The 20618-nt window shown below is 48.8% G+C and carries 18 protein-coding genes; 12 read left to right on the forward strand and 6 right to left on the reverse strand.

Annotation, left to right across the window (positions count from 1 at the left end; translation table 11 throughout):
* Positions 1-27 precede the first annotated feature (27 nt).
* Positions 28-675 carry a riboflavin synthase gene (locus tag OGX96_RS18620; protein WP_003832752.1) on the reverse strand — a complete coding sequence of 216 codons (648 nt, stop codon included), beginning with the start codon at positions 673-675 and terminating at the stop codon, positions 28-30.
* A 217-nt stretch (positions 676-892) separates the two neighbouring features.
* On the opposite strand from OGX96_RS18620, the gene mdtK reads away from it, so the two are divergent.
* Positions 893-2266, forward strand: coding sequence for a multidrug efflux MATE transporter MdtK (mdtK, locus tag OGX96_RS18625; protein ID WP_008784661.1), 1374 nt, complete (start codon positions 893-895; stop codon positions 2264-2266).
* Between the two features lie 420 nt (positions 2267-2686).
* Here the strand turns inward: mdtK and OGX96_RS18630 are convergent, their stop codons facing one another.
* Positions 2687-3385, reverse strand: a complete 699-nt coding sequence (locus OGX96_RS18630; RefSeq protein ID WP_286583867.1) for an RluA family pseudouridine synthase — start codon at positions 3383-3385, stop codon at positions 2687-2689.
* Between the two features lie 129 nt (positions 3386-3514).
* Here OGX96_RS18630 and OGX96_RS18635 point away from each other — a divergent pair, with 129 nt between their 5' ends.
* The 7 genes from OGX96_RS18635 to OGX96_RS18665 all read left to right on the forward strand — a co-directional run bounded on the left by OGX96_RS18635 (position 3515) and on the right by OGX96_RS18665 (position 9908).
* On the forward strand, positions 3515-4306 hold the full coding sequence (locus OGX96_RS18635; RefSeq protein WP_103285143.1) for a PhzF family phenazine biosynthesis protein: 792 nt from the start codon (positions 3515-3517) through the stop codon (positions 4304-4306).
* Between the two features lie 36 nt (positions 4307-4342).
* Positions 4343-4651: a monooxygenase gene (locus OGX96_RS18640; RefSeq protein WP_286583870.1), complete on the forward strand. Its 309-nt coding sequence runs from the start codon at positions 4343-4345 to the stop codon at positions 4649-4651.
* Positions 4652-4895: 244 nt separating this feature from the next.
* Positions 4896-5291: a RidA family protein gene (locus OGX96_RS18645; protein WP_003832744.1), complete on the forward strand. Its 396-nt coding sequence runs from the start codon at positions 4896-4898 to the stop codon at positions 5289-5291.
* 27 nt (positions 5292-5318) lie between these two features.
* Positions 5319-6287, forward strand: a complete 969-nt coding sequence (locus OGX96_RS18650) for a threo-3-hydroxy-L-aspartate ammonia-lyase (RefSeq protein ID WP_191214725.1) — start codon at positions 5319-5321, stop codon at positions 6285-6287.
* Positions 6288-6414: 127 nt separating this feature from the next.
* Positions 6415-7056: a helix-turn-helix transcriptional regulator gene (locus OGX96_RS18655; RefSeq protein WP_048235444.1), complete on the forward strand. Its 642-nt coding sequence runs from the start codon at positions 6415-6417 to the stop codon at positions 7054-7056.
* A 411-nt stretch (positions 7057-7467) separates the two neighbouring features.
* A complete protein-coding gene (locus OGX96_RS18660) occupies positions 7468-7962 on the forward strand; it encodes a putative pterin-binding protein (protein WP_003832739.1) in 495 nt (164 codons plus the stop codon).
* Positions 7963-7979: 17 nt separating this feature from the next.
* Entirely contained in the window at positions 7980-9908 is a 1929-nt protein-coding gene (locus OGX96_RS18665; RefSeq protein WP_048235445.1) for a putative bifunctional diguanylate cyclase/phosphodiesterase, read from the forward strand.
* Positions 9909-9920: 12 nt separating this feature from the next.
* Here OGX96_RS18665 and OGX96_RS18670 read toward each other — a convergent pair whose 3' ends face one another.
* Positions 9921-10880, reverse strand: a complete 960-nt coding sequence (locus OGX96_RS18670) for a YbgA family protein (RefSeq protein WP_008784653.1) — start codon at positions 10878-10880, stop codon at positions 9921-9923.
* Between the two features lie 320 nt (positions 10881-11200).
* Between OGX96_RS18670 and OGX96_RS18675 the strand changes: the two genes are divergently transcribed.
* The 4 genes from OGX96_RS18675 to trpS all read left to right on the forward strand — a co-directional run bounded on the left by OGX96_RS18675 (position 11201) and on the right by trpS (position 16099).
* Complete coding sequence (locus tag OGX96_RS18675; RefSeq protein ID WP_057067224.1) at positions 11201-11566, forward strand: VOC family protein; 366 nt, start codon at positions 11201-11203, stop codon at positions 11564-11566.
* Positions 11567-11865: 299 nt separating this feature from the next.
* The gene (locus OGX96_RS18680; protein ID WP_003832733.1) at positions 11866-12975 is read left to right on the forward strand and encodes an AI-2E family transporter; all 1110 of its coding nucleotides are present in this window, start codon (positions 11866-11868) and stop codon (positions 12973-12975) included.
* Positions 12976-13094: 119 nt separating this feature from the next.
* On the forward strand, positions 13095-14879 hold the full coding sequence (locus tag OGX96_RS18685) for a diguanylate cyclase (RefSeq protein WP_286583872.1): 1785 nt from the start codon (positions 13095-13097) through the stop codon (positions 14877-14879).
* A gap of 215 nt (positions 14880-15094) precedes the next feature.
* Positions 15095-16099 (forward strand): tryptophan--tRNA ligase, encoded by a 1005-nt coding sequence (gene trpS, locus OGX96_RS18690; RefSeq protein WP_286583874.1) that lies wholly within the window; start codon positions 15095-15097, stop codon positions 16097-16099.
* Between the two features lie 109 nt (positions 16100-16208).
* Here the strand turns inward: trpS and OGX96_RS18695 are convergent, their stop codons facing one another.
* The 3 genes from OGX96_RS18695 to dcuC form a co-directional block, all read right to left on the reverse strand.
* Complete coding sequence (locus OGX96_RS18695; RefSeq protein ID WP_149607185.1) at positions 16209-17252, reverse strand: ParB/Srx family N-terminal domain-containing protein; 1044 nt, start codon at positions 17250-17252, stop codon at positions 16209-16211.
* A 155-nt stretch (positions 17253-17407) separates the two neighbouring features.
* Positions 17408-19102: an NAD-dependent malic enzyme gene (locus tag OGX96_RS18700; protein WP_286583877.1), complete on the reverse strand. Its 1695-nt coding sequence runs from the start codon at positions 19100-19102 to the stop codon at positions 17408-17410.
* Between the two features lie 40 nt (positions 19103-19142).
* Positions 19143-20525, reverse strand: coding sequence for a C4-dicarboxylate transporter DcuC (gene dcuC / locus OGX96_RS18705; protein ID WP_286583879.1), 1383 nt, complete (start codon positions 20523-20525; stop codon positions 19143-19145).
* Positions 20526-20618: the final 93 nt, after the last annotated feature.

A 20618-nucleotide genomic window follows, 5' to 3' on the forward strand; every position in this document is an offset into this window, starting at 1 on the left:
GTAGCAACGGGGGCTTTACTCTCAGGCTTAGGCTCCCGCTTCGCCCGTTATGTTGCTGATGGCGCTTTCACGCGCCGCCAGGACACGCTCAACGGTATCAACCACCGCCTGCGTTTGGGGATCGATTTCGATATTAACCCGTGCGCCCAGCTTTTTCTTGCCAAGCGTCGTACGCTCCAGCGTTTCCGGGATCAAATGTACACAGAAACGCGTCGGCGTCACTTCACCGACCGTCAGACTGATACCGTCAATACCAATAAATCCTTTGTACAGGATATATTTCATCAGCGACGGATCCTGGACTTTAAACCACACCTGACGGTTATTCTCCGAGGTCAGAATTTTCGACACTTCGGCAGTGGTCATAATATGGCCCGACATTAAATGTCCGCCAATCTCATCACTGAATTTTGCCGCACGTTCAACGTTAACCAAATCTCCAACCTTCAGATCGCCCAGGTTGGTGATACGCAGCGTTTCTTTCATCAGGTCGAAGCTTATCTGGTTACCGTTAATTTCGGTGACCGTCAGGCAGCATCCATTGTGGGCAACCGATGCGCCGGTCTCCAGCGCATCCAGCATATATTCAGGCAACTCCACAACATGCGTACGAAAATTCGGTTTTTCATCAATGGACACCAATTTTGCAGTGCCCTGCACAATACCCGTAAACATACTTCCTACTCCTGAACTCAATTAAGACATCTCTGCACAGCACAATAGCAGGTGGAAATTCAGGTTGCCAGCAATGCGCCACCAGCGCCTGTTTTTTCACTGGAGAATTACGTATTCCTCGCTACAATAGACTGAAATTTCCCCTGCTTTTTCTCCTTGCTGCCATATAAGGCGGCTTTTTTAGTCTCTCAAATAACAACAATATAGTGGTGTACACGTGCAAAAGTATGTAAGTGAAGCGCGTCAGTTATTAGCTCTGGCAATTCCGGTGATTCTTGCGCAAATCGCTCAAACCGCAATGGGATTCGTTGATACCGTCATGGCGGGCGGATACAGCGCGACGGATATGGCGGCAGTCGCCATTGGTACGTCCATCTGGCTACCGGCCATTCTGTTTGGTCACGGACTACTGCTGGCGTTGACGCCGGTAATTGCGCAACTCAATGGTTCCGGACGCCGCGACCGTATCGCCCATCAAATACGTCAGGGATTCTGGCTGGCGGGCAGCGTCTCCGTGCTGATTATGGTTGTGCTATGGAACGCGGGGTACATTATTCGCTCCATGCATAACATCGACCCGGCGCTGGCAGATAAAGCCGTTGGCTACCTGCGTGCCCTGCTGTGGGGCGCACCGGGTTATCTGTTCTTCCAGGTAGCCCGTAACCAGTGCGAAGGATTAGCCAAGACTAAACCGGCGATGGTGATGGGATTTCTCGGCCTGCTGGTGAACATTCCGGTTAACTATGTTTTCATCTATGGGCATTTAGGCATGCCGGAACTGGGTGGCGTGGGTTGTGGTGTGGCAACAGCAGCGGTTTACTGGGTGATGTTTATCGCCATGCTCTCTTACATCAAACGTGCGCGTTCAATGCGCGATATCCGTAATGAGCGTGGTTTCCAGAAACCTGACACCGCAGTAATGAAGCGTCTGGTACAGCTGGGTTTACCTATCGCGCTGGCGTTATTTTTCGAAGTGACGTTGTTTGCGGTGGTCGCGCTGCTGGTTTCTCCACTGGGGATTGTCGACGTAGCCGGACATCAGATCGCACTGAACTTCAGCTCGTTAATGTTCGTCCTGCCAATGTCTCTGGCTGCCGCCGTCACCATTCGTGTCGGTTATCGTCTGGGCCAGGGTTCCACGCTGGATGCGCAAACCGCAGCCAGAACGGGTCTGGGTGTTGGTGTGTGCATGGCGGTCGTAACAGCGATTTTCACCGTGACATTCCGCGAGCATATTGCCCTGCTCTATAACAATAACCCGGAAGTTGTCGCCCTGGCGGCTCAGCTCATGTTACTGGCCGCTGTGTATCAAATTTCGGACTCTATCCAGGTTATTGGCAGCGGGATCCTGCGTGGTTATAAAGATACGCGTTCCATTTTCTTTATTACCTTTACGGCATACTGGGTGCTGGGCCTGCCGAGCGGTTATATTCTGGCGCTTACCGATCTGGTAGTTGACCGGATGGGACCGGCGGGATTCTGGATGGGCTTTATTATCGGCCTGACCTCTGCGGCGATACTGATGATGCTGCGGATGCGGTTTCTACAACGCCAGCCGTCAGCGGTTATTTTACAACGCGCTGCGCGATAATCCCCAAATAGCCGCTGTCTGGCGTAATACCGATCAGTTAACGACGAGTAATAGTCGTAACGATACCTAAGAGCGGTATATCCGGAGGTAATGAATTTGTTGCCTCCAGTATATTGCTACGTTCACCTTAAGTTTTTTTCTTCTCTGAAACGATACTGCCTGTGAACGTGTTAAGGGTACTATCGCCGTACCCTTAACAATCCCGGCTCCCGGCGGGAAAATTGCCACTTCGTGGTTCCCTCCGCTTATTCCTCCAGGCTACCAGGCCGGGCGCGATGCAACATCCCTGTAAAGCGCGCCCTGAGCCAGCATCCATGCTGGCTCTCCCGGCCTTACGGAAACACGTCGGCAATTTTCAGCCGGACCAGCCCACACCTGAGCATTTGTTTTTTTGTTTAAACAGCAAAACAGATTTTCGCCTCAAAACGGGCTGGCGTTTTTGGCGTTCATCCACGCTTCACTAATGGGATGCCTGAAATGCAGTTCACTGGCATGCAGCATCAGCCGTGGCGTTTGTTCAGTCCCCGGCAGCAGACGTCCACCGTACAGATCGCACCCCAAAATAGGATGTCCCAACTGCTGACAATGGATCCGTAGTTGATGGGTGCGCCCGGTTTCAGGGGTCAGTTGTACCCGCGTCAAGGGGAGCAACCTCCCCTCTTCCTGACGATGATAAAAACGCTCGACAACCTGATAGCGCGAGCGCGCGGGTTTGCCGTTGAGAGCACAAATCGACATCAATGGAAACAGCGCCGGGTCTTTGGCAATTGCGGCGTCGATAACCCCTTCGTCGTTTTCCAGATGCCCGCATAACAGCGCACTGTACACCTTAGTGATCGTCCGCTGGCTGAACTGCTGGCAAAGCGCGGCGTTGATAGCCTTGTTACGAGCGACCACCATCAGCCCAGAGGTGCCGAAATCAAGCCGATGTACCAGCGTGCAGCCAGGGTAAATCTGTACCAGCCGGTGATGTACCGAATCGAGATTCTGCGGATTTTTGCCCGACAGGCTAAGCAACCCGCTGGGTTTATTGATGAGCACCAGATGCTCGTCCTGATAGAGGGTCTCTATCTCGTCATGGCAAGGCGGGGCAATAAAGGTATCGAAGATCGTAGACATCAGGCGGCCAGAATGAGGTGTGGGAACGGATGATAACGAATTTTCACCACAGTGGCGAATCTGAGCATTGACCCAATGGCTGGCATGATAGAGTGTGATTTATCCTGAGTGCGATGAGAGGGTTACTCTGTGCAACAAATCGATTTTTACATGGTGGATGCCTTTACCACCACGACATTTGGCGGTAATGCCGCAGCAGTCTGTCCGCTCACGGACTGGTTGCCCGATGAAACATTATTAAAGATGGCGCAGCAGCATAACCAGTCAGAAACCGCTTTTTTTGTCGCCAATGAGAATGGCTTTGAGCTGCGTTGGTTTACCACTCAGGGTGAAATTAATCTGTGTGGGCATGCCACGCTTGCCGCCGCGCATGTCATCTTTGAACATCTGGATTACCCGGATACCAAAATCCAATTTGCTACCCGCTTTGTGGGACCGCTGACGGTCACGCGCTGCGGTGAATGGCTGACGCTTGATTTTCCAGCCTGGCAAAGCGAATCTGCCGTGCCGCCCGCTTTACTGCTGGAAACATTAGGCATCACCGAATACAAAGAGATGCGTGTGGCACGCGATTACATGGTGGTGCTGGAAAATCAACAGCAGGTTGAGGCTGTGCGCCCAAACATCCACGCCATGATTCCGCTGGGGAAAATGGTATGCATCACCGCGCCGGGTGACGGGGAATACGATTTTGTCAGCCGTTTCTTCTGCCCGGGCGAAGCCGTCGCGGAAGACCCGGTCACAGGCTCGGCACATAGCATGCTGATCCCTTACTGGGCTGGAAAACTGAATAAAACACAGATGCTGGCACGCCAGGTCTCTGAACGCGGCGGGGATTTACGCTGTCAGTTAGCAGGAACGCGTGTATATATCAGTGGGCAGGCGATAACTTATCTGACCGGTAAAGTGCTGTTGCGCTAGCAGCCTTACCCAAAATAACCAATCCATGGAGGATTTATGTCGAACAAACTCGTGCAGATACACTTTGATTTTCATGGTCCGTTTGGGACTGAGATGTCGAATCAGCTCGTTGAACTGGCCGAATCAATCAACCAGGAGCCGGGGTTCATCTGGAAAATCTGGACCGAGAACGAAGCAAATCACGAAGCGGGAGGCATCTACCTGTTCCAGGACGCAGACACCGCTCAGGCCTATATCAAAAAGCATACCGCACGCCTGAAGCACCTGGGTGTGGAGGAAGTAACGTTCAAAATCTTCGATATCAATGAACCGCTAAGTAAAATTAACCACGGTCATATCAGCTAAACTTTTGCCTTAGACGCCCCTCCCGGGGCGTTTCTTCATTTCCCCCTGCTTTCCCCTTTCAACAGCGATATCCCCGTCACCGCTCCAGGACAGTGATTTAGCCTGGGCCACGTTTGCAGTAGTTCACAAAATCAGCGTTAGCGAAAACTATCGCTGGCCGAACGCACTATGAAGGAGTATAAAATAATACAAACAGTATTATTTTATACAAAATGAATCACAAACGGCGACTGGAGATTTTCATATGACCGCGGACATTACACTGAACTCATCTGCTGGAAGCTTCCCGCCAGCAGGTCATTACTCGCACAGTACAACGGCTGGCGGATTCGTCTTCATTTCCGGGCAATTGCCGGTCACTTTCGACGGCGAGAAAAAAGCGGATGCCTCTTTTGAAGATCAAACCCGGCTGGTACTCAAGAATATTGATGCTTGTCTGGCTGGTGCTGGGGCATCACGTCAGCATCTGGTGTCTGTTCGCGTCTATGTGACGGATATGAACCAGTGGCCGACGTTTAACAAAATCTATGGAGAGTGGATCGGCGATTTCCGTCCATCCCGTGCAGTAGCAGGTGTTGCGGAACTTCATTATGGTTTTGCGCTGGAAGTTGAAGCTATTGCGTTGGCCCCGCAAGCGTGACGTTTAACAACATACAGGTGAACAACAATGACTGAAATGACACTGCCTGATTATTACGATGTTGCCGCTGCGGCAGAGCGCATCGCAGATTATGCTAACAAAACGCCGGTGATGACCTCCCGAACGGTTAACGAAGAATTTGGCGCGGAAGTCTTCTTTAAGTGCGAAAACTTCCAGAGAATGGGCGCCTTCAAATTTCGCGGCGCTATGAATGCGCTACGCCAGTTCACGCCACAACAACGCGCTGCGGGCGTCGTGACGTTTTCCTCCGGCAACCATGCACAGGCCATTGCCTTGTCGGCAAAGTTGTTAGGCATTCCAGCAACAATTATCATGCCGCATGATGCCCCGGCGGCCAAAGTTGCGGCGACGAAAGGCTATGGCGGAAAAGTGGTAACTTACGATCGCTATACTGAGGATCGTGAAAAAATTGGTCGGGACCTGGCAGAGAAACAGGGGTTAACGCTAATCCCCCCTTACGACCATCCGCACGTGATCGCAGGCCAGGGCACCGCCACAAAAGAGCTAATTGAAGAAGTGGGTCAGTTAGACGCTCTTTTCGTGTGTCTGGGCGGTGGCGGCCTGCTCTCAGGATCCGCCCTGGCGGCCAGACATCTGTCTCCTGACTGCATCATCTATGGTGTCGAACCTGAGGCGGGTAACGATGGTCAACAGTCGTTCCGAAGTGGAAAAATAGTTCATATCGATACGCCCAAAACCATTGCTGACGGTGCTCAGACTCAACATCTCGGGAACTATACATTTCAGATTATCCAGCAAAACGTGAACGATATTCTGACTGTTTCAGACGCTGAGTTAGTTGCCTCAATGAAATTTATCGCTGAACGCATGAAAATCGTCGTAGAGCCGACCGGGTGTCTGGGTTTTGCTGCCGCCAGAGCGCGTAAAGCTGAGCTTCGCGGCAAGAAAATCGGCATTATCATCAGCGGCGGAAATGTGGATATCAGTCGCTACAGTGAATTTCTGGCCGGATGATAAACAGGGTATCTGCCATGCAGATACCCTACTTTTACTGTCTGTACACTCCCGTCTGGAAAAACGCTCCCAGGTCACTGTAAACTGCTCGCAATCATGGCAACAGACATCACCGCAGGAGACTGGCATGCCAAAAACCGACAATAACTCGCTTCTCAGCCAAATTGATACTATCGCCAGGGGATTGAGTGAGACCTTCTCTCCGTTTTGCGAAGTGGTGGTTCATGACCTCAAAAATCCTGATCATGCCATTTTGTCCATCCATAATAATCTTTCCGGACGTCAACCCGGCCAGCCAGCAACCGAGCTTGGCCTGGCGAGAATCGCATCACCTGACTTTCCCAGCATCATTGCGAACTACAGTAATCAGTTTGCCGATGGCCGCCCGGTGAAAAGTACATCGATTGGCATCAAGGACGAAGACGGCAAATACGTAGCGGCACTTTGCCTGAATGTCGATATGACGCTGTTCCGTGGTATGCAGAGTGCTCTTGCGCGTTTTACTGAAACTGAAAATTCCCCCATTAAGGAACATATCGATCCCGGCAGTAATGAAGTCATCCGCCAGCGTATTGATGACTTTGCCGCTAAACGCGCGACGACGGCCCGAGCCCTTAAACCTCAAGACCGTAAGCTGCTGATTCAACAATTACGCCAGGACGGTTTGCTGAACGTACGCAAATCTATGGATACGGTTGCACAGCATCTGGGCGTATCGAGGGCCACCGCCTATCTTTATGCCCGCCAGTCAGCTCAGGCGGGTGAATAAACGGGTTCAGATAGACCACACTTGCCGCATATAGAATTTCTGTCCTTGATTACCGACACGAAGCGCTCCCGCTCCACTAAAGGCGGCTTCGTGCCCGATATAGTTACCCACCAGTAAACAACCAAATCCAGCTGCAGTGAAAAAAATTAACCTTTATTTTCGTGCGCATTTATTGGCACTGAGTAAATAGATGATTTATTTTTGTACATACATAGTGAAATTTAGCTTTACTCAAATAACACACTAGCATTTTTAATGCACCACAGCAGAACAGGTAACAACTAACCCACTGATTTAAAAGAGTTAAAAAACCATTGAAGTTATTACACCAATAATACCCATGCAATATATATAAATAGCGTGATATCTAAATTATAATTCTTTAACATCCGGCTGATTGGTGAGGTAAGAATGCGATTAATGGTCATGTTGGTAAGCTTTGTACTCTCCACCCAGCTATGGGCAGGTGAACTTTCCAGGCCCACCGGTAAAGTGCTTTTAACGCTGTCGGGTAATATTGAAAATACAAATGCAGACGGGAAAGCCGTTTTTGATACCGCCAGCCTTGAGAAGCTGGGCATGGTCAGTTTCCAGACCACCTCCCCCTGGTATAATGGGCGCACTACCTTTACGGGTATTCCGCTACAAAAACTCATGGATTATGTCGGGGCGAACGGCTCTGTTGTTAAGGTCACTGCACTCAATGACTACACCACTGTTATCCCTCTTAGTGATTTCAAAAAATACAATGCTATCCTTGCGTTAAAAATCAACGGAAAATATATGCGCATCCGTGACAAAGGCCCGTTATTCATTGTGTACCCCTATGACAGCATGCCAGAATTGAATAATCAGATTTATTATTCAAGGTCTGCATGGCAGGTCAGTAGTATGGATATTGAGTAAGCGTTCAGAGGAACATCATGAACAGAATACTGGCTGGCATCATCTTTTTTCTTTTTATATCTACCGGGTATATCTCTTTCCTCGTGCATGAACGGCAACAAGAGTTACAGAAACTGACTCACTACACCGATTCCTGGTCTGCTGCTCAGCTGGTATCACAATATTACCGATTTGAATCGTTGCTTGGTCTTTACACTATCGATGATACGATGAATCTCGATGATGTACGCATGCGCCTCGACATTATGCTTAGCCAGAGTGATTTGATAAAAGAAGGTGACCTGGGGCGCTACATCGAAAGCAATATAGCCCACCGCGAGCTGGCGGTAAAACTTGAAAATACCCTTAGTTTTCTGGATGTTAATCTAGAAAAAATGAACCGTTCAGCACTCCAGGCTTATCTGAAAAAAATGCATACTCTGGATGCGCCACTGGGTCGTCTTTCATCTGGTGCGTTAAACAAAGATGTTAACTCGATCAATAACGCCAACCAAAAAATTCAGACGCTGTACTATATTTATTCTGCAACCTCTGTGCTGCTGATAATACTGAGTGCGATTCTGGGCGTGCTCATTTTCTATCAAAACAGAAATATTCTGCGGGCGCACCTGCAGGTCAAGAGTCTTGCCGAAGAACTGCAGAAATCTAAAGAAAAACTGCAAATTCAGAATGCTAAACTGGAATATGACGTCTACCATGACTCTCTTACCGAGATGAATAACCGTCAGCTATTCTGGAGCGATTTAAATAAAACAATTGAGAGAGCAGAAAAAAATCACGATTCTGTGACTGTGATGTTGTTTGATTTAGATCGATTCAAAGAAGTAAATGATACGTATGGTCATGATGCCGGTGATATGTTGCTACGCCAGATATCTGACCGACTGGTTTCGATGAGCCTTACTTCGGATACGCTGTATCGCCTGGGTGGAGATGAATTTGCGTTTCTCTCAAGTGGCCTGACAGAAAGCCACGCTGTTTCGCGCGCCCAGAAAATATGTGAATTTATCAGCCAGCCCTACACTATTTATAACACGATTATCAACATAACCACCTGTGTTGGCATTGTTATCTCAGACACTGAACGTCGTTCCGACTATCTTTATAAATTTGCCGATCTGGCCCTTTATGAAGCCAAAGGTGAAGGCTCTGGTAAGATAAAAGTCTTCCGACAACGAATGTTAGAAAAGCTACAAGAAAGCAGAACGCTTGAGCATGATATGGCATTGGCAATAGTGAACAAAGAATTCGTGGTTTATTATCAGCCCATTGTTGACTCCTTCAGCCAGGAAATTTATAGCTATGAAGCCCTAATTCGTTGGCTCCATCCTCTAAAGGGCCTCCTGTCGCCGGATAACTTTATTCCTGTTGCTGAAAAAACCGGAATGATTAATGAGATGGGGAAAGCTGTGCTTGAAATTGCCTGCCGGGAAGCGGCTTGTTGGGCGGTTCCGGCTAAAATTTCAGTGAATGTCTCTCCTGTCCAGCTAAGCAGCAAAGCCTTTGTCGGTATCGTACTGTCTATTCTGAAAGAAACTGGACTCCCAGCCGATCGTCTTGAACTGGAAGTAACAGAATCCTCTCTCTTCACTGAGAGTACGACGCCGATGAACACACTTAACAAACTCAGAGCCATGGGTGTAAAAATCTCCATCGATGATTTTGGCACCGGATATTCTTCCCTTTCGCGCCTGAGCAGGCTTGCCTTCGATAAAATTAAAATAGACAAGTCGTTTGTCCATTCAATATCCACACAGGAAGATGCGCTTAATATCATCAAACTGATCACCGGCATGGCGAAATCCCTCAATATGAAGGCTGTTGCTGAAGGTGTTGAAACGCAGGAACAACTAAAAAGCCTTCAGGCGCTGGGCTGCGATTTCGCCCAAGGATATCTGTTTGGTAAACCTCAGCCTTGTATCGATGAGAAAATCAGAAACGGTTGAATCGCTCTCAGACTATTTGATCATCAACCGTAGCGCTAAATCATTCGGATAAGGATCAAAATAGTTCTGGGTAAGCAGATAGCTGTCTGGGTATTCAGCCAGATAGTGCTTGAGTAGCGTCAGAGGCGCCAATATTGGCAGCAGCCCACCGCTATAGTTGAGGATAACGTCACGTAACTCTCCGCGCTGGCGGGAGTTCAACCGTTCGCGGAAGTAGCCCTGGATATGCATCAGTACGTTGGTGTGATTTTTTCGTGAGGCGGGCTTTTTGAGGATCGTCATGAGCTTTTCACGATAGACAACGAAAAAAGCGTCCAAATCATCCCACTGGTGAAGCGAGGCAACGAATGGGCCGATTTCCCGGTAACCGGCCTGGTGATGAGCCAGAAGCTGAAGCTTATAGCGACTGTGAAAGTTGAGTAAGCCATGGCGAGTAAGACCATTGGCCCGCAGCCTATTAAGCTCATGCAATGCGAACACGCGTTCGACAAAGTTCTCCCTCAGCACTGGATCGTGCAAGCGGCCATCTTCTTCGACTGGCAACCACGGGTAGGTTTCCATTAACGCGCCAGTAAACAGACCAGTCCCTTCTTTTCGCCCACGATTTCCCTTCTCGTCATACAGTCTCACTCTTTCCATACCGCAACTCGGTGATTTAGCACAGACGATAAAACCCGAGAGGCCACCAAGTCCCTGAAGATATGAGTTGGTGAAATCGGACATTTTATCGGTTACATCCTCACCAGGCGCATGGCTAAAACAGATGCGGACATTCCCTTGGGCGGTTTGAACCAGACGCAACGCGGGACGTGGTACAGGCAAACCGATGGACATCTCTGGGCAGACAGGTTTGAAAGTCACCCACTGAGCCAGGTCGTCCATCACAAACCCCATCCGTTTATGCCCACCGTCGAATCGCACGGCTGAACCAGTTAAACATCCACTAATCCCGATGACAGGCTGAGTGTTCATAGCGACCCCCTCGTTAATTGACGACCCTTTTCGGGAAAAAATGACGGTTTCACTATTAAATCATAGCGTAAGTTATCTGCTGTGAGTTGAACTGATAGATGCAAGTGTAAGTATCCCCCATAATCGTGCCATTCCTAATGAATATTTAGGCGGGATACAAACCTGGCAATCAAAGAATCCAATTAAAACAGCAAAGGCAGGTACTGTAGATATATAGATCTCTAAATTGATGTTCATCACATTGACAGGTTCTTAAGTGAATTCGACTTCAATCTCTTTATATACTCTTTATTTGTTCATATCTTCATGAGGAATAAAGAATGTTCGATCATGTGAAAATCGGTGTAAGTGATTACGAAAAAAGTAAAATTTTCTTTCTCAACGCGCTTCAGCCACTTGGCGTAGAACTCATCGATGAAGGCACACCAAGCTACGGTGTTGAAATGGGTTCCGATAATGTTTCACTTTGTCTGTTCCACACGAATGACAAACCGGCTCCTCTGCATCTGGCATTTGTCGCAAAAACCCGGCAGCAAGTTGATGAATTTTACAATGCTGCTTTGCGCACAGGAGCCCAGGATAACGGAGAACCTGGCTTACGTTCCTATAGCGAAAACTACTATGCCGCATTTGTCATTGCACCTGATGGCCATAATATTGAGGCTGTCTGCCATGCGCCGGACTGATTAAGGTGCAGTTTGGATATCGAAAAATTATTCGATGTTGATTTTGAATCTGCCTGAAGAGCTGTAATAACGCTGCTTATTTGAACTCATAGCATAAGAGTATCGTTGAAAAGAAGGAATTCGTATATGTCTAAGATTAAGTTTGAACTGAGGCGAGGATAGCTCTCCCGCCAGTGAAGCAAGGACAATAAGAATGTAGCCTTAGTGCAACATCTTTATTCTAAATATCTGCAGCTAAAGTTGGTAAATTCCCTGAACGGTTCTATAGTCGGGACTGCTTCTCATTACAGGGTTCACTAATGCGATTTAACGGACTGACTAAAGGTTTCTTCATTTTCATACTTGCCCTCGTGACCTGGGCGTTCTTCGATGTATTGTCCCCCTACTTTTCCGCCATTTTGTGGGCCGCGATATTAACGACTATCTTTAACCCGGTAAAAAACAGACTGCGTAGCGCGCTTGGCGAACGCAACGGGCTGGCATCGTTGATTACCATCGTCATTATCTGTCTGATTGTCTTTATCCCGCTGATGGTAATCCTGTCATCGTTGGCCATTGAACTGAACGTGGTATACACCAAACTGCAACAGAATGACACGCAGTTCCCGGAAGTCGTCACTTCTATTCTTTCGTACCTTCCTGATTGGGCCAGAGGATTTCTGGCAGAACACAATCTGGATGATGTCGCGCAGATCCAGAAAAAACTGTCCGATGTCGTGCTGCAAGGCGGGCAGTACCTTGCTGGCAGTGCATTTCTGATTGGGAAAGGGACATTCGGCTTTGCTATCAGTTTTGGCATCATGCTGTATCTGCTGTTCTTCTTACTGAAGGATGGACCGTATCTGGTGCGCCAGATTCTGGACTCATTACCCCTTTCTGATTTTGCCAAACAGCACCTGTTTGCCAAATTCGTCGGCGTGACGCGGGCAACCGTCAAGGGCACGGCGGTCGTCGCTTTGGTTCAGGGTATTCTTGGCGGCATCGCGTTTGCAATTGTGGATATCGACGGCAGCGTTCTGTGGGGGGCGTTGATGGCGTTTCTCTCGCTCGTGCCTGCCGTGGGCTCAGCGATCGTCTGGGTACCTGCAGCAATATTCCTGTTCGCCACCCACCAGCTATGGCAAGGGCTGTTTATCGTTGGCTTCTTCGTGATTATCGTTGGGCTGGTGGACAATATCCTGCGCCCGCTGCTGGTAGGTAAAGACACCAAAATGCCGGACTATCTGATTTTGATTACCACTCTCGGCGGCATGGAGATCTACGGCATTAACGGCTTTGTGATTGGCCCCCTGATTGCTGCACTATTCATAACCTGCTGGAACCTGTTTTCCGGGCGTGACCATGAAGGTAACGTGGAAGGAATCGACGAAGCCTTTATGGAAGAAGGAAAAAATCCTCCAGATTTATGATTGCAGGACGATAACAGAAGGCGGTTTCGGGACCGCCTTTTTTATTTTCACGCAAAATCATGCGTTTCCTATAATTGCAATCATGCGTATTCATTAATCGTCGCAGAAGGAACTAATCAGTGCGAATTGCCACAATCACCAACTGGGCCTATAGCGCGACGGTATGCCTGACCATCGCTTCAGGCGTTGTCATGCTGATGGCATCCAGCGCCGATAACACAGAACGCCAGGTGGTAGAACAGCGTTATCAGTTCGATCAACTTACCGAAGAAGTCGAACTCGATGCCTGGTCGCTGTCAGACCTGGCACGCGACTATGTTATTGCAAAAGATCCTGAGGTGCTTGACGCCTATCGTCAGAAAGAAACGTCGCTGAAAGCTGTTGAGCATCGTCTGTCGAAGCTCAAGGACCTCGGAGCAACGGATGAAGAGCTGGCGCTATTGCACGAAGGGCTGCAGATTGTTGATGCCCTGCAGGACGAGCAAGCTGCGGCGTTTGCCAGCATCGCGCGCGCAGAAGAGTCGCAGGCTATTGCCCTGCTCTATGGGAAAAGCTATGAACAGGAACTGGAACGCGCCCAGGACCGGATAGATCATTTCCGCCAACTGCTCGATAACCGCGTACGTAATACGATTGAAGATGCAACCCAGTCATCCCGCATGCTGCGGACGGCCTCTGAAGTGATGGTCGGTCTGACGGCGCTGCTGTTTTTATTCGTTCTCGGTTTCATTTTAAAGCGTCGCGTCCTGCACCCCGTCGTGCGTTTGAGCGATGTCGTAAACCGTCTCGCATCGCAGGATTATGCCGTTGAGACGCCCAGTTTTAACCAGATAGATGAAATAGGCGACATGGCACAGGCGATCCGGATATTTCGCGAGAACGGTCTGGCGCGTCAGAGACTGGAGAAAGAGCGAGATGCCGACTGGGCAATCCGCGATCTGCTGGCGCGCATGACGCAACGTCTGCAGGGTTGCGAGAGTTTTGCCGATGTCATCAATGTGGCAGAGCTGTTTGCACCGAATATTGCTCCAGGTATTGCCGGGCGGCTTTACATACTGGACCAGGAACCCTGGCAAATGCGCTGCGTTGCACAATGGCTTTCTCCGCAGGGTAAAGCGGATGCGTTCCACCCGGACGAATGCTGGGCTGTGCGCCGCGGCCAGAGTCATCCTCCGGTACAAGGTGAACCCGATATCGCCTGCTACCATCTGCCAGAGTCATGCCAGCACCACACTCTGTGCGTCCCGCTGATTGCCCAGGGCGAAGCCATCGGCCTGCTCTCATTCCAGAACCTTAGCGATGATTCCGCCCCCTCCCGTGCATATCTGGAGCTGATGGCAGAAGCACTCGGCCTCGCATTAGCCAACCAGCGTCTGCGTGACGCCCTGCTGGAGAAAGCGCTCTACGATCCGCTAACCGGACTGCGCAACCGTCATCATCTTGAAGATACACTGCGTACCCAGATGAGCCAGGCAGTGCGTAACAAAGAACCGATCAGTTGCCTGATGATCGATATCGATCATTTTAAAAGTATTAATGACCGCTTTGGCCATGAGGCAGGCGATAGCGTAATCAAAAGTATCGCTGCGACTATTCAGCGCGTTGTCCACGACAGCGGCATGGCCTTCCGCTATGGCGGTGAAGAGTTTCTGGTACTGCTGGCCAATACGGATGAACAGGCCGCTAACCGCTTTGCTACGGAAATCTACAACGGCGTACGCGAACTGTCGCTGCGCTTTGGCGTTTCCGATATTGGACACGTGGATGTCTCTATAGGCGTCGCCAGTTACCCGCAGCACGCCCAGAGCGACAACCTGTTACGCGCCGCAGATGTTGCACTGTACCGCGCGAAAGAGTTAGGTCGTTCGCGCATTGTGAGCTTTGGCATGCTGGAAGCGAGCTGATATGAGCCAGCACTTCGGGCATTGCTTTACCTCTACGCCAGGTGGTATGTTAATTGGATGAACACAAAACACGATATCAACGGTTTTAATCACAACCTGTGGTGGCTGCCTTCTTAAAGGCGGTCAGAATGTGTTTTCCTCATTTTAAATAACCGCCGAAAGGCGGTTATTTGCATTTAGAGACCCCTTTCGGTTTTATGACTAAGGAGTCTGACATGAACAATAAAACCATCATCCTCACAGGCGATCGTCCCACCGGCCCGCTGCATCTTGGCCATTATGTGGGGTCATTGCGCCAGCGCGCCACGCTGCAATACGATTATCAGCAGTTTATATTGGTGGCTGACCTACAAGGGTTAACCGATAACGGCAGCACACCGCAAAAGATCCGCAACAATATTCCCGAAGTACTTGCCGACTATCTTGCCGCAGGAATAGACCCGTCACTTACTACCATCTGTCTGCAATCGGCACTGCCTGCTCTCGCAGAGTTAACCGCGCTTTATATGAACATCGTCACCGTGGCTCGCGTGGAGCGTAATCCTACGGTCAAAAACGAAATTGCGCAGAAAGGGTTCGCTCGCTCATTACCGGTTGGTTTTCTGGTTTATCCCATCAGTCAGGCGGCAGATATTACGGCCTTCAAAGCCGAAGTCGTTCCCGTCGGCGACGATCAGTTGCCAATGATTGAACAGACTAATGAGATAGTACATAAGATGAATAGCCTGTTACCGGCCCCCGTCTTATCGCACTGCAAAGCGCTGCTGAGTGAAACCAGCCGCCTTCCAGGGATCGACGGAAATGCCAAAATGTCAAAATCGCTTGGTAACACATTGCTCCTGTCAGCCAGCGAAGAAACCATTCACCGCGCGGTCAGCGCAATGTACACCGACCCTAATCATCTGAAAGTGTCCGACCCAGGGCAAATAGACGGAAATATGGTATTCACTTACCTCGATGCTTTTCATCCGGATAAAGCAAAAGTGGCGGAAATGAAAGCGCATTACCAACGGGGTGGACTGGGTGACCGGACATGCAAAAACGAGCTGGAAGTGTGCTTGCAAGAACTCATCGCGCCAATGCGCGAGCGGCGTGCAACCTACATTCAGGATAAAGGCATGCTGATGGCGATGCTCAAAAAAGGAAGCGAGCAGGCGCACGAGATTACGCAGCAGACATTAAGAGAAGTGAAGCAAGGACTGGGTTTGCCGGTATTCTGATATCGAGTTGCAACAGGAGCGATAAGTAACGATAACTCCCGTCTGAATGCCACCGCCGGGAGTTATCAGAAGCTGGCTCGCGTTATATCGACAAAATGTAGGGTAAAAATCAATCTCCTTTAACCCGCTGAAAAATCTTGTCCCGATACGCATCAAGATGATGTTTTTGCAGATAACGTTCCACCTCCGTAGCCCATTGGGTTCCCTCACCGAGAGTAGCGCGGCTATGCGTTGACGCGTAAAGATATCGTCTGTCATAGAGACTAATCAGCGTCTGATTTACCGCATTGAAACTGTAATTGGGGTTGTTAGCCAGCTGCTTTTCCAGCGACTGAACGATACGCGCCTGATGGGCAGCATCGGCAGGATATTCCGTTTCATTAAGCTCGCTCAACACCAGAAATAAAGGGGGGATCTGCTCTTCGATCGCCGCCTGTAATCGATAATGCCCATCAAGGATCACATAAGATCCTAATCCGGCGATATACCAGACCAGTATCGGCGGCAACGTCCCCTCTCGGCATTTTTTACGCCACCATTTTAATCTCCCCGTATTGGGTTGAATGGCATAACGCCCCCGCAGCAAATAACCGCCCCACCACCAGTCAACCAATCTGACGTTTTCCGGCTGCGTCAGATCTGGGAAATCTTCACCGTACAGCGTCCACTGGCAGTTAATATTTTCAGTGCTTTCTGGCGCTGAGAAACGCCAGTTTTCTAACGCAATGGGTTGGGGACTGGAATAGCGCGATGAACATTGAATCGGTAACATCGGTCTTATCAACCAACGCTGCGGTGAGAGTAATGGTGTTGGCGCATTCATTAACTGACGAACAAAATACCGGCACCATTCGCCGATCCGCACCTGCTCGCCTTTGGCTTTTATCCGTTCAATATCTTCAGAAGTTACCGCAGGTAATATCTCCTGGCTCCGTGGATGATCTGCATTAAAAACCAGCCAAACGCCGGAATGATCTTCAAGCATTGAGGCCCAGAATAACGGCTCTCCGGCGAGCTGCAATGCCATACGCCCAAAATGGCCACTGAGCATTTCCATCGCTGGCTCAGTTCTTTGATTTTCTTTGAAGATCAGTTCCAACCCTTGCCACTGGTTATTACGATCAACCAGGTCTTTCCACCAATAATCTGTCATTGCCGCCTTCCCTGAGTAACGGGTTAATATCCCATGACCTTCGCCATCGGTCAGCAAGGGTGTCTTGCGTTGAGAATAAGATGCATTGTGTCAAAATCCAACCTCCCTATCGATGAGTGGCGTCAATCCCCCTCCAGAGAGGAGGTTGATTAGCGTCAGTATGAGGTCCGTCTGTATTGACGATACTGCGGATGCCAAAAAATCTCGTCAATTTTGCCTCGTAATGATTCCTCCGGTATACGAATGGCTACGCCATCGCGTTGCGCTGCAATACCAACACTAAAGGCAATGGCCTTTGTTACCTCCTGAATATTATTTATATCCGGTAATAATGGAGAATCTTTATTGCTTTTCATTGGCGAAAAAGAGGCTAACGTTCGGCTTGCCGTTATTAACATATTTTCTGTAATTCGTGTGGCGCGGCTTGCCAGACACCCTAGACCAATACCAGGGAAGATGTAAACATTATTACATTGTGCAACGGGATACTCCTTCCCTTTGTATATTACGGGATTAAATGGACTTCCCGTTGCAACAATGGCGTTTCCCTCTGTCCATTCAATAATATCTTCCGGCCTCGCCTCGACCCGCGAAGTTGGGTTGGATAACGGCATGATTATTGGGAGCTTACAGTACTTGTACATTTCCCTAATAATAGCTTCGCTAAACAAGCCTGGTTGGCCGGTAACACCTATCAACGCCGTAGGATGCGCGTGACAAACAACATCCATCAGCGTCATTTTTTCGCTTTCCACACCCCAGCTTTCGACGATCGTTCGAGGCTGTGACAGTTGTCGCTGAAAAGGTGGAAGGTTTGCCTGGTCATCAGTCAACAATCCGAACCGATCCACCATAAAAATTCTGGCGCGAGCTTCCACTTCAGACAAGCCTTCAGCGATCATCTGCTGAATAATATGCTCCGCAATACCGCAACCAGCCGATCCGGCCCCCAGAAATACAACTGTTTGCTCGCATAATGAACGACCGGAGACTGAGCTCGCCGCCATTAAACATCCTAGCGCGACGGCAGCAGTTCCCTGGATGTCGTCATTAAAACAGCACATCTCATCTCTGTATCGCTCCAGAAGAGGAAGTGCCGTTTGCTGAGCAAAATCCTCGAATTGCAGTAGGACCTCAGGCCATCGACGTTTAACCGCGTTTATGAACATATCCACAAACTCAAAATATTCTTCCCCGGTAATTCTTGGGTGACGCCATCCCATATAAAGAGGGTCATTTAGCAGTTGAGAATTATTGGTTCCAACATCCAGCAGAATGGGTAATGTATTTGCCGGATTTATACCACCGCAGACGGTATACAAAGACAGTTTGCCGATTGGAATCCCCATGCCGCCAATACCTTGATCCCCAAGTCCCAAGATCCGTTCACCATCGGTGACGACGATGACACGAATATGCTGTTTCGTGGCATTGTGCAATATATCATCGATTTTATGGCGATCCGGCCATGCGATAAATAACCCTCTGGCCCTACGGTAAATATCAGAAAAATGTTCGCATGCATGGCCAACAACAGGTGTATAAATAATAGGTAACATTTCTGCTAAATGTTTATTCACCAGATAATAGAATAGTGTTTCGTTAGTGTCCTGAATGTTCCTAAGGTAGATATGCTGTGCAATAGCAGACTTAAAATCGCTAAACTGGCGATATGCTCGATGGGATTGCTCCTCAATTGTTTCAACTGCATTGGGTAGCAATCCTTCCAGATTGAATATCACTCGTTCCTCTTCGCTAAAACCACTTCCTTTATTAAGAAGAGGAGATTCGAGTAGAACAGAACCTGAGTAAGGAATATAGAGTAAATTATCTACATTTTCATTTAACATAGTGTTCATCCAGATAAAAACCTTCCGTATTCGGTTACTATTACATACTGGAAATTAGCGTATTAGCGATTAGCATAGTTATGATTCCACCAAGTGCCGGAATGACCGTTCTGCGCACGATCATAAATGGGGAACACTCACCCGATTTACTGACGGCAATAATAATACCGGCTACAGGCGACATTGCGCGCCCCATCCCAGCCATCAGTTGCATCGGCAGAAGCATATGTACGGCGTTCATACCAAACTTTGTTGCAATAGACTGCGCCATACCGGCAAATGAAAAGAAGGCTGCAACCCCCGATCCTGTCAGTACGGCCGTTACCCCAACCAAACATGCCATTACAATCGTCATGCTGGTGAAACCAAAGCCAGCGTTATGTGTCGCATCGAGTAAATAATCCACTGCACCAATTTTTTGTAATCCCTGTGCGAAAATTTCGGCGCATACCAGTAATGAAACGATACTGGTAAACATACTCCCCATACCTTTAAAGAAGACTTGTACTCCCTTGCAGCACTCTTTAAAGTTTCGTTTTACACATAGCTCAAAAATAAAGGCGACAATAGTTCCGATAACCATTGCAGTCACGACATCGACTTTAATGGTATCAACAACCAACGGACTGAACACCAATACCAGAACGACAGGAAAAATGGGCAATAACCCGTAGAACTTAGGTGCTGACGCGTCATCTTTTTCAGCACTCTCGGGTTGCACAACACATTGTGACGCAACAACATGTCCATCTTTTTTGTCAAAATATTTCGCCGTAAAATAGATTAATATAGAAACGACAACCATCACCGCCGCAGCTACCGGCATCTGATAATGAGCAAAATACAGTGCTGTTTCCATGCCAGCATATTCAGCAGCTAAGTTCGCGGTGCCAACGGCCGGCCCAAGATCCATAAAGGCACACATGCCAATCATGGCCGCGGCAGCAGCCTTACTTACCCCAAGTCGAACCAAGACCGGGAAAAATGTCACCAGTAATAACATTGCAAGGCCCGCAGCACTGGAGATGGCAACATGGAGCAATTGCGCAAAAATGTAGCCGATGGCAAGGATCAGGTAAGGTGCTTTTAAAGCCTCCAGCGGCCTAATGCAGACGTCAACCATGGCCTTTGAAGCTTTAATATGATCCATATAGCTGGCGAAACCACCGGCCGCCATAATAATCAAACCGATCCCTGCTACCTGCGTTGATAATGAACCTTTTACAAAAGCAAATATATCAATCCAGACAGACCCTGTGGATTTTGCATTTCCATATAAGATACTTTTTTCAGGGTAGAAAATGGCTGTAATTGTTAACAAGGAAAGCCCCGCTAACAGCAAAATAGTTTGCGGCTGGTAATTCTTGATAATTAACCAAGCCGCAACGACAGTAATAACTATCGCAATAATAAAAGCACTCATGGATAAGTCCTGTTATTTACTCGTCAAGATATTAATAATCCATATAGCCACAGTGGTTACATGAGGATAACAAACAATAATGTCGTTGAGTGT

It is taken from the genome of Citrobacter sp. Cpo100 (assembly GCF_030332595.1).
GTDB lineage: Bacteria > Pseudomonadota > Gammaproteobacteria > Enterobacterales > Enterobacteriaceae > Citrobacter > Citrobacter portucalensis.

Excerpts from the sequence above, each read along its gene's own strand:
- OGX96_RS18670 (WP_008784653.1), bottom strand. The coding sequence starts at position 10,880 with ATGAACACTCAGCCTGTCATCGGGATTAGTGGATGTTTAACTGGTTCA.
- OGX96_RS18660 (WP_003832739.1), top strand. The coding sequence starts at position 7,468 with ATGCGATTAATGGTCATGTTGGTAAGCTTTGTACTCTCCACCCAGCTA.
- OGX96_RS18665 (WP_048235445.1), top strand. The coding sequence starts at position 7,980 with ATGAACAGAATACTGGCTGGCATCATCTTTTTTCTTTTTATATCTACC.
- OGX96_RS18675 (WP_057067224.1), top strand. The coding sequence starts at position 11,201 with ATGTTCGATCATGTGAAAATCGGTGTAAGTGATTACGAAAAAAGTAAA.
- OGX96_RS18655 (WP_048235444.1), top strand. The coding sequence starts at position 6,415 with ATGCCAAAAACCGACAATAACTCGCTTCTCAGCCAAATTGATACTATC.
- dcuC (WP_286583879.1), bottom strand. The coding sequence starts at position 20,525 with ATGAGTGCTTTTATTATTGCGATAGTTATTACTGTCGTTGCGGCTTGG.
- OGX96_RS18700 (WP_286583877.1), bottom strand. The coding sequence starts at position 19,102 with ATGTTAAATGAAAATGTAGATAATTTACTCTATATTCCTTACTCAGGT.
- OGX96_RS18620 (WP_003832752.1), bottom strand. The coding sequence starts at position 675 with ATGTTTACGGGTATTGTGCAGGGCACTGCAAAATTGGTGTCCATTGAT.
- OGX96_RS18695 (WP_149607185.1), bottom strand. The coding sequence starts at position 17,252 with ATGACAGATTATTGGTGGAAAGACCTGGTTGATCGTAATAACCAGTGG.
- OGX96_RS18680 (WP_003832733.1), top strand. The coding sequence starts at position 11,866 with ATGCGATTTAACGGACTGACTAAAGGTTTCTTCATTTTCATACTTGCC.
- OGX96_RS18630 (WP_286583867.1), bottom strand. The coding sequence starts at position 3,385 with ATGTCTACGATCTTCGATACCTTTATTGCCCCGCCTTGCCATGACGAG.
- trpS (WP_286583874.1), top strand. The coding sequence starts at position 15,095 with ATGAACAATAAAACCATCATCCTCACAGGCGATCGTCCCACCGGCCCG.
- OGX96_RS18645 (WP_003832744.1), top strand. The coding sequence starts at position 4,896 with ATGACCGCGGACATTACACTGAACTCATCTGCTGGAAGCTTCCCGCCA.
- OGX96_RS18640 (WP_286583870.1), top strand. The coding sequence starts at position 4,343 with ATGTCGAACAAACTCGTGCAGATACACTTTGATTTTCATGGTCCGTTT.
- OGX96_RS18650 (WP_191214725.1), top strand. The coding sequence starts at position 5,319 with ATGACTGAAATGACACTGCCTGATTATTACGATGTTGCCGCTGCGGCA.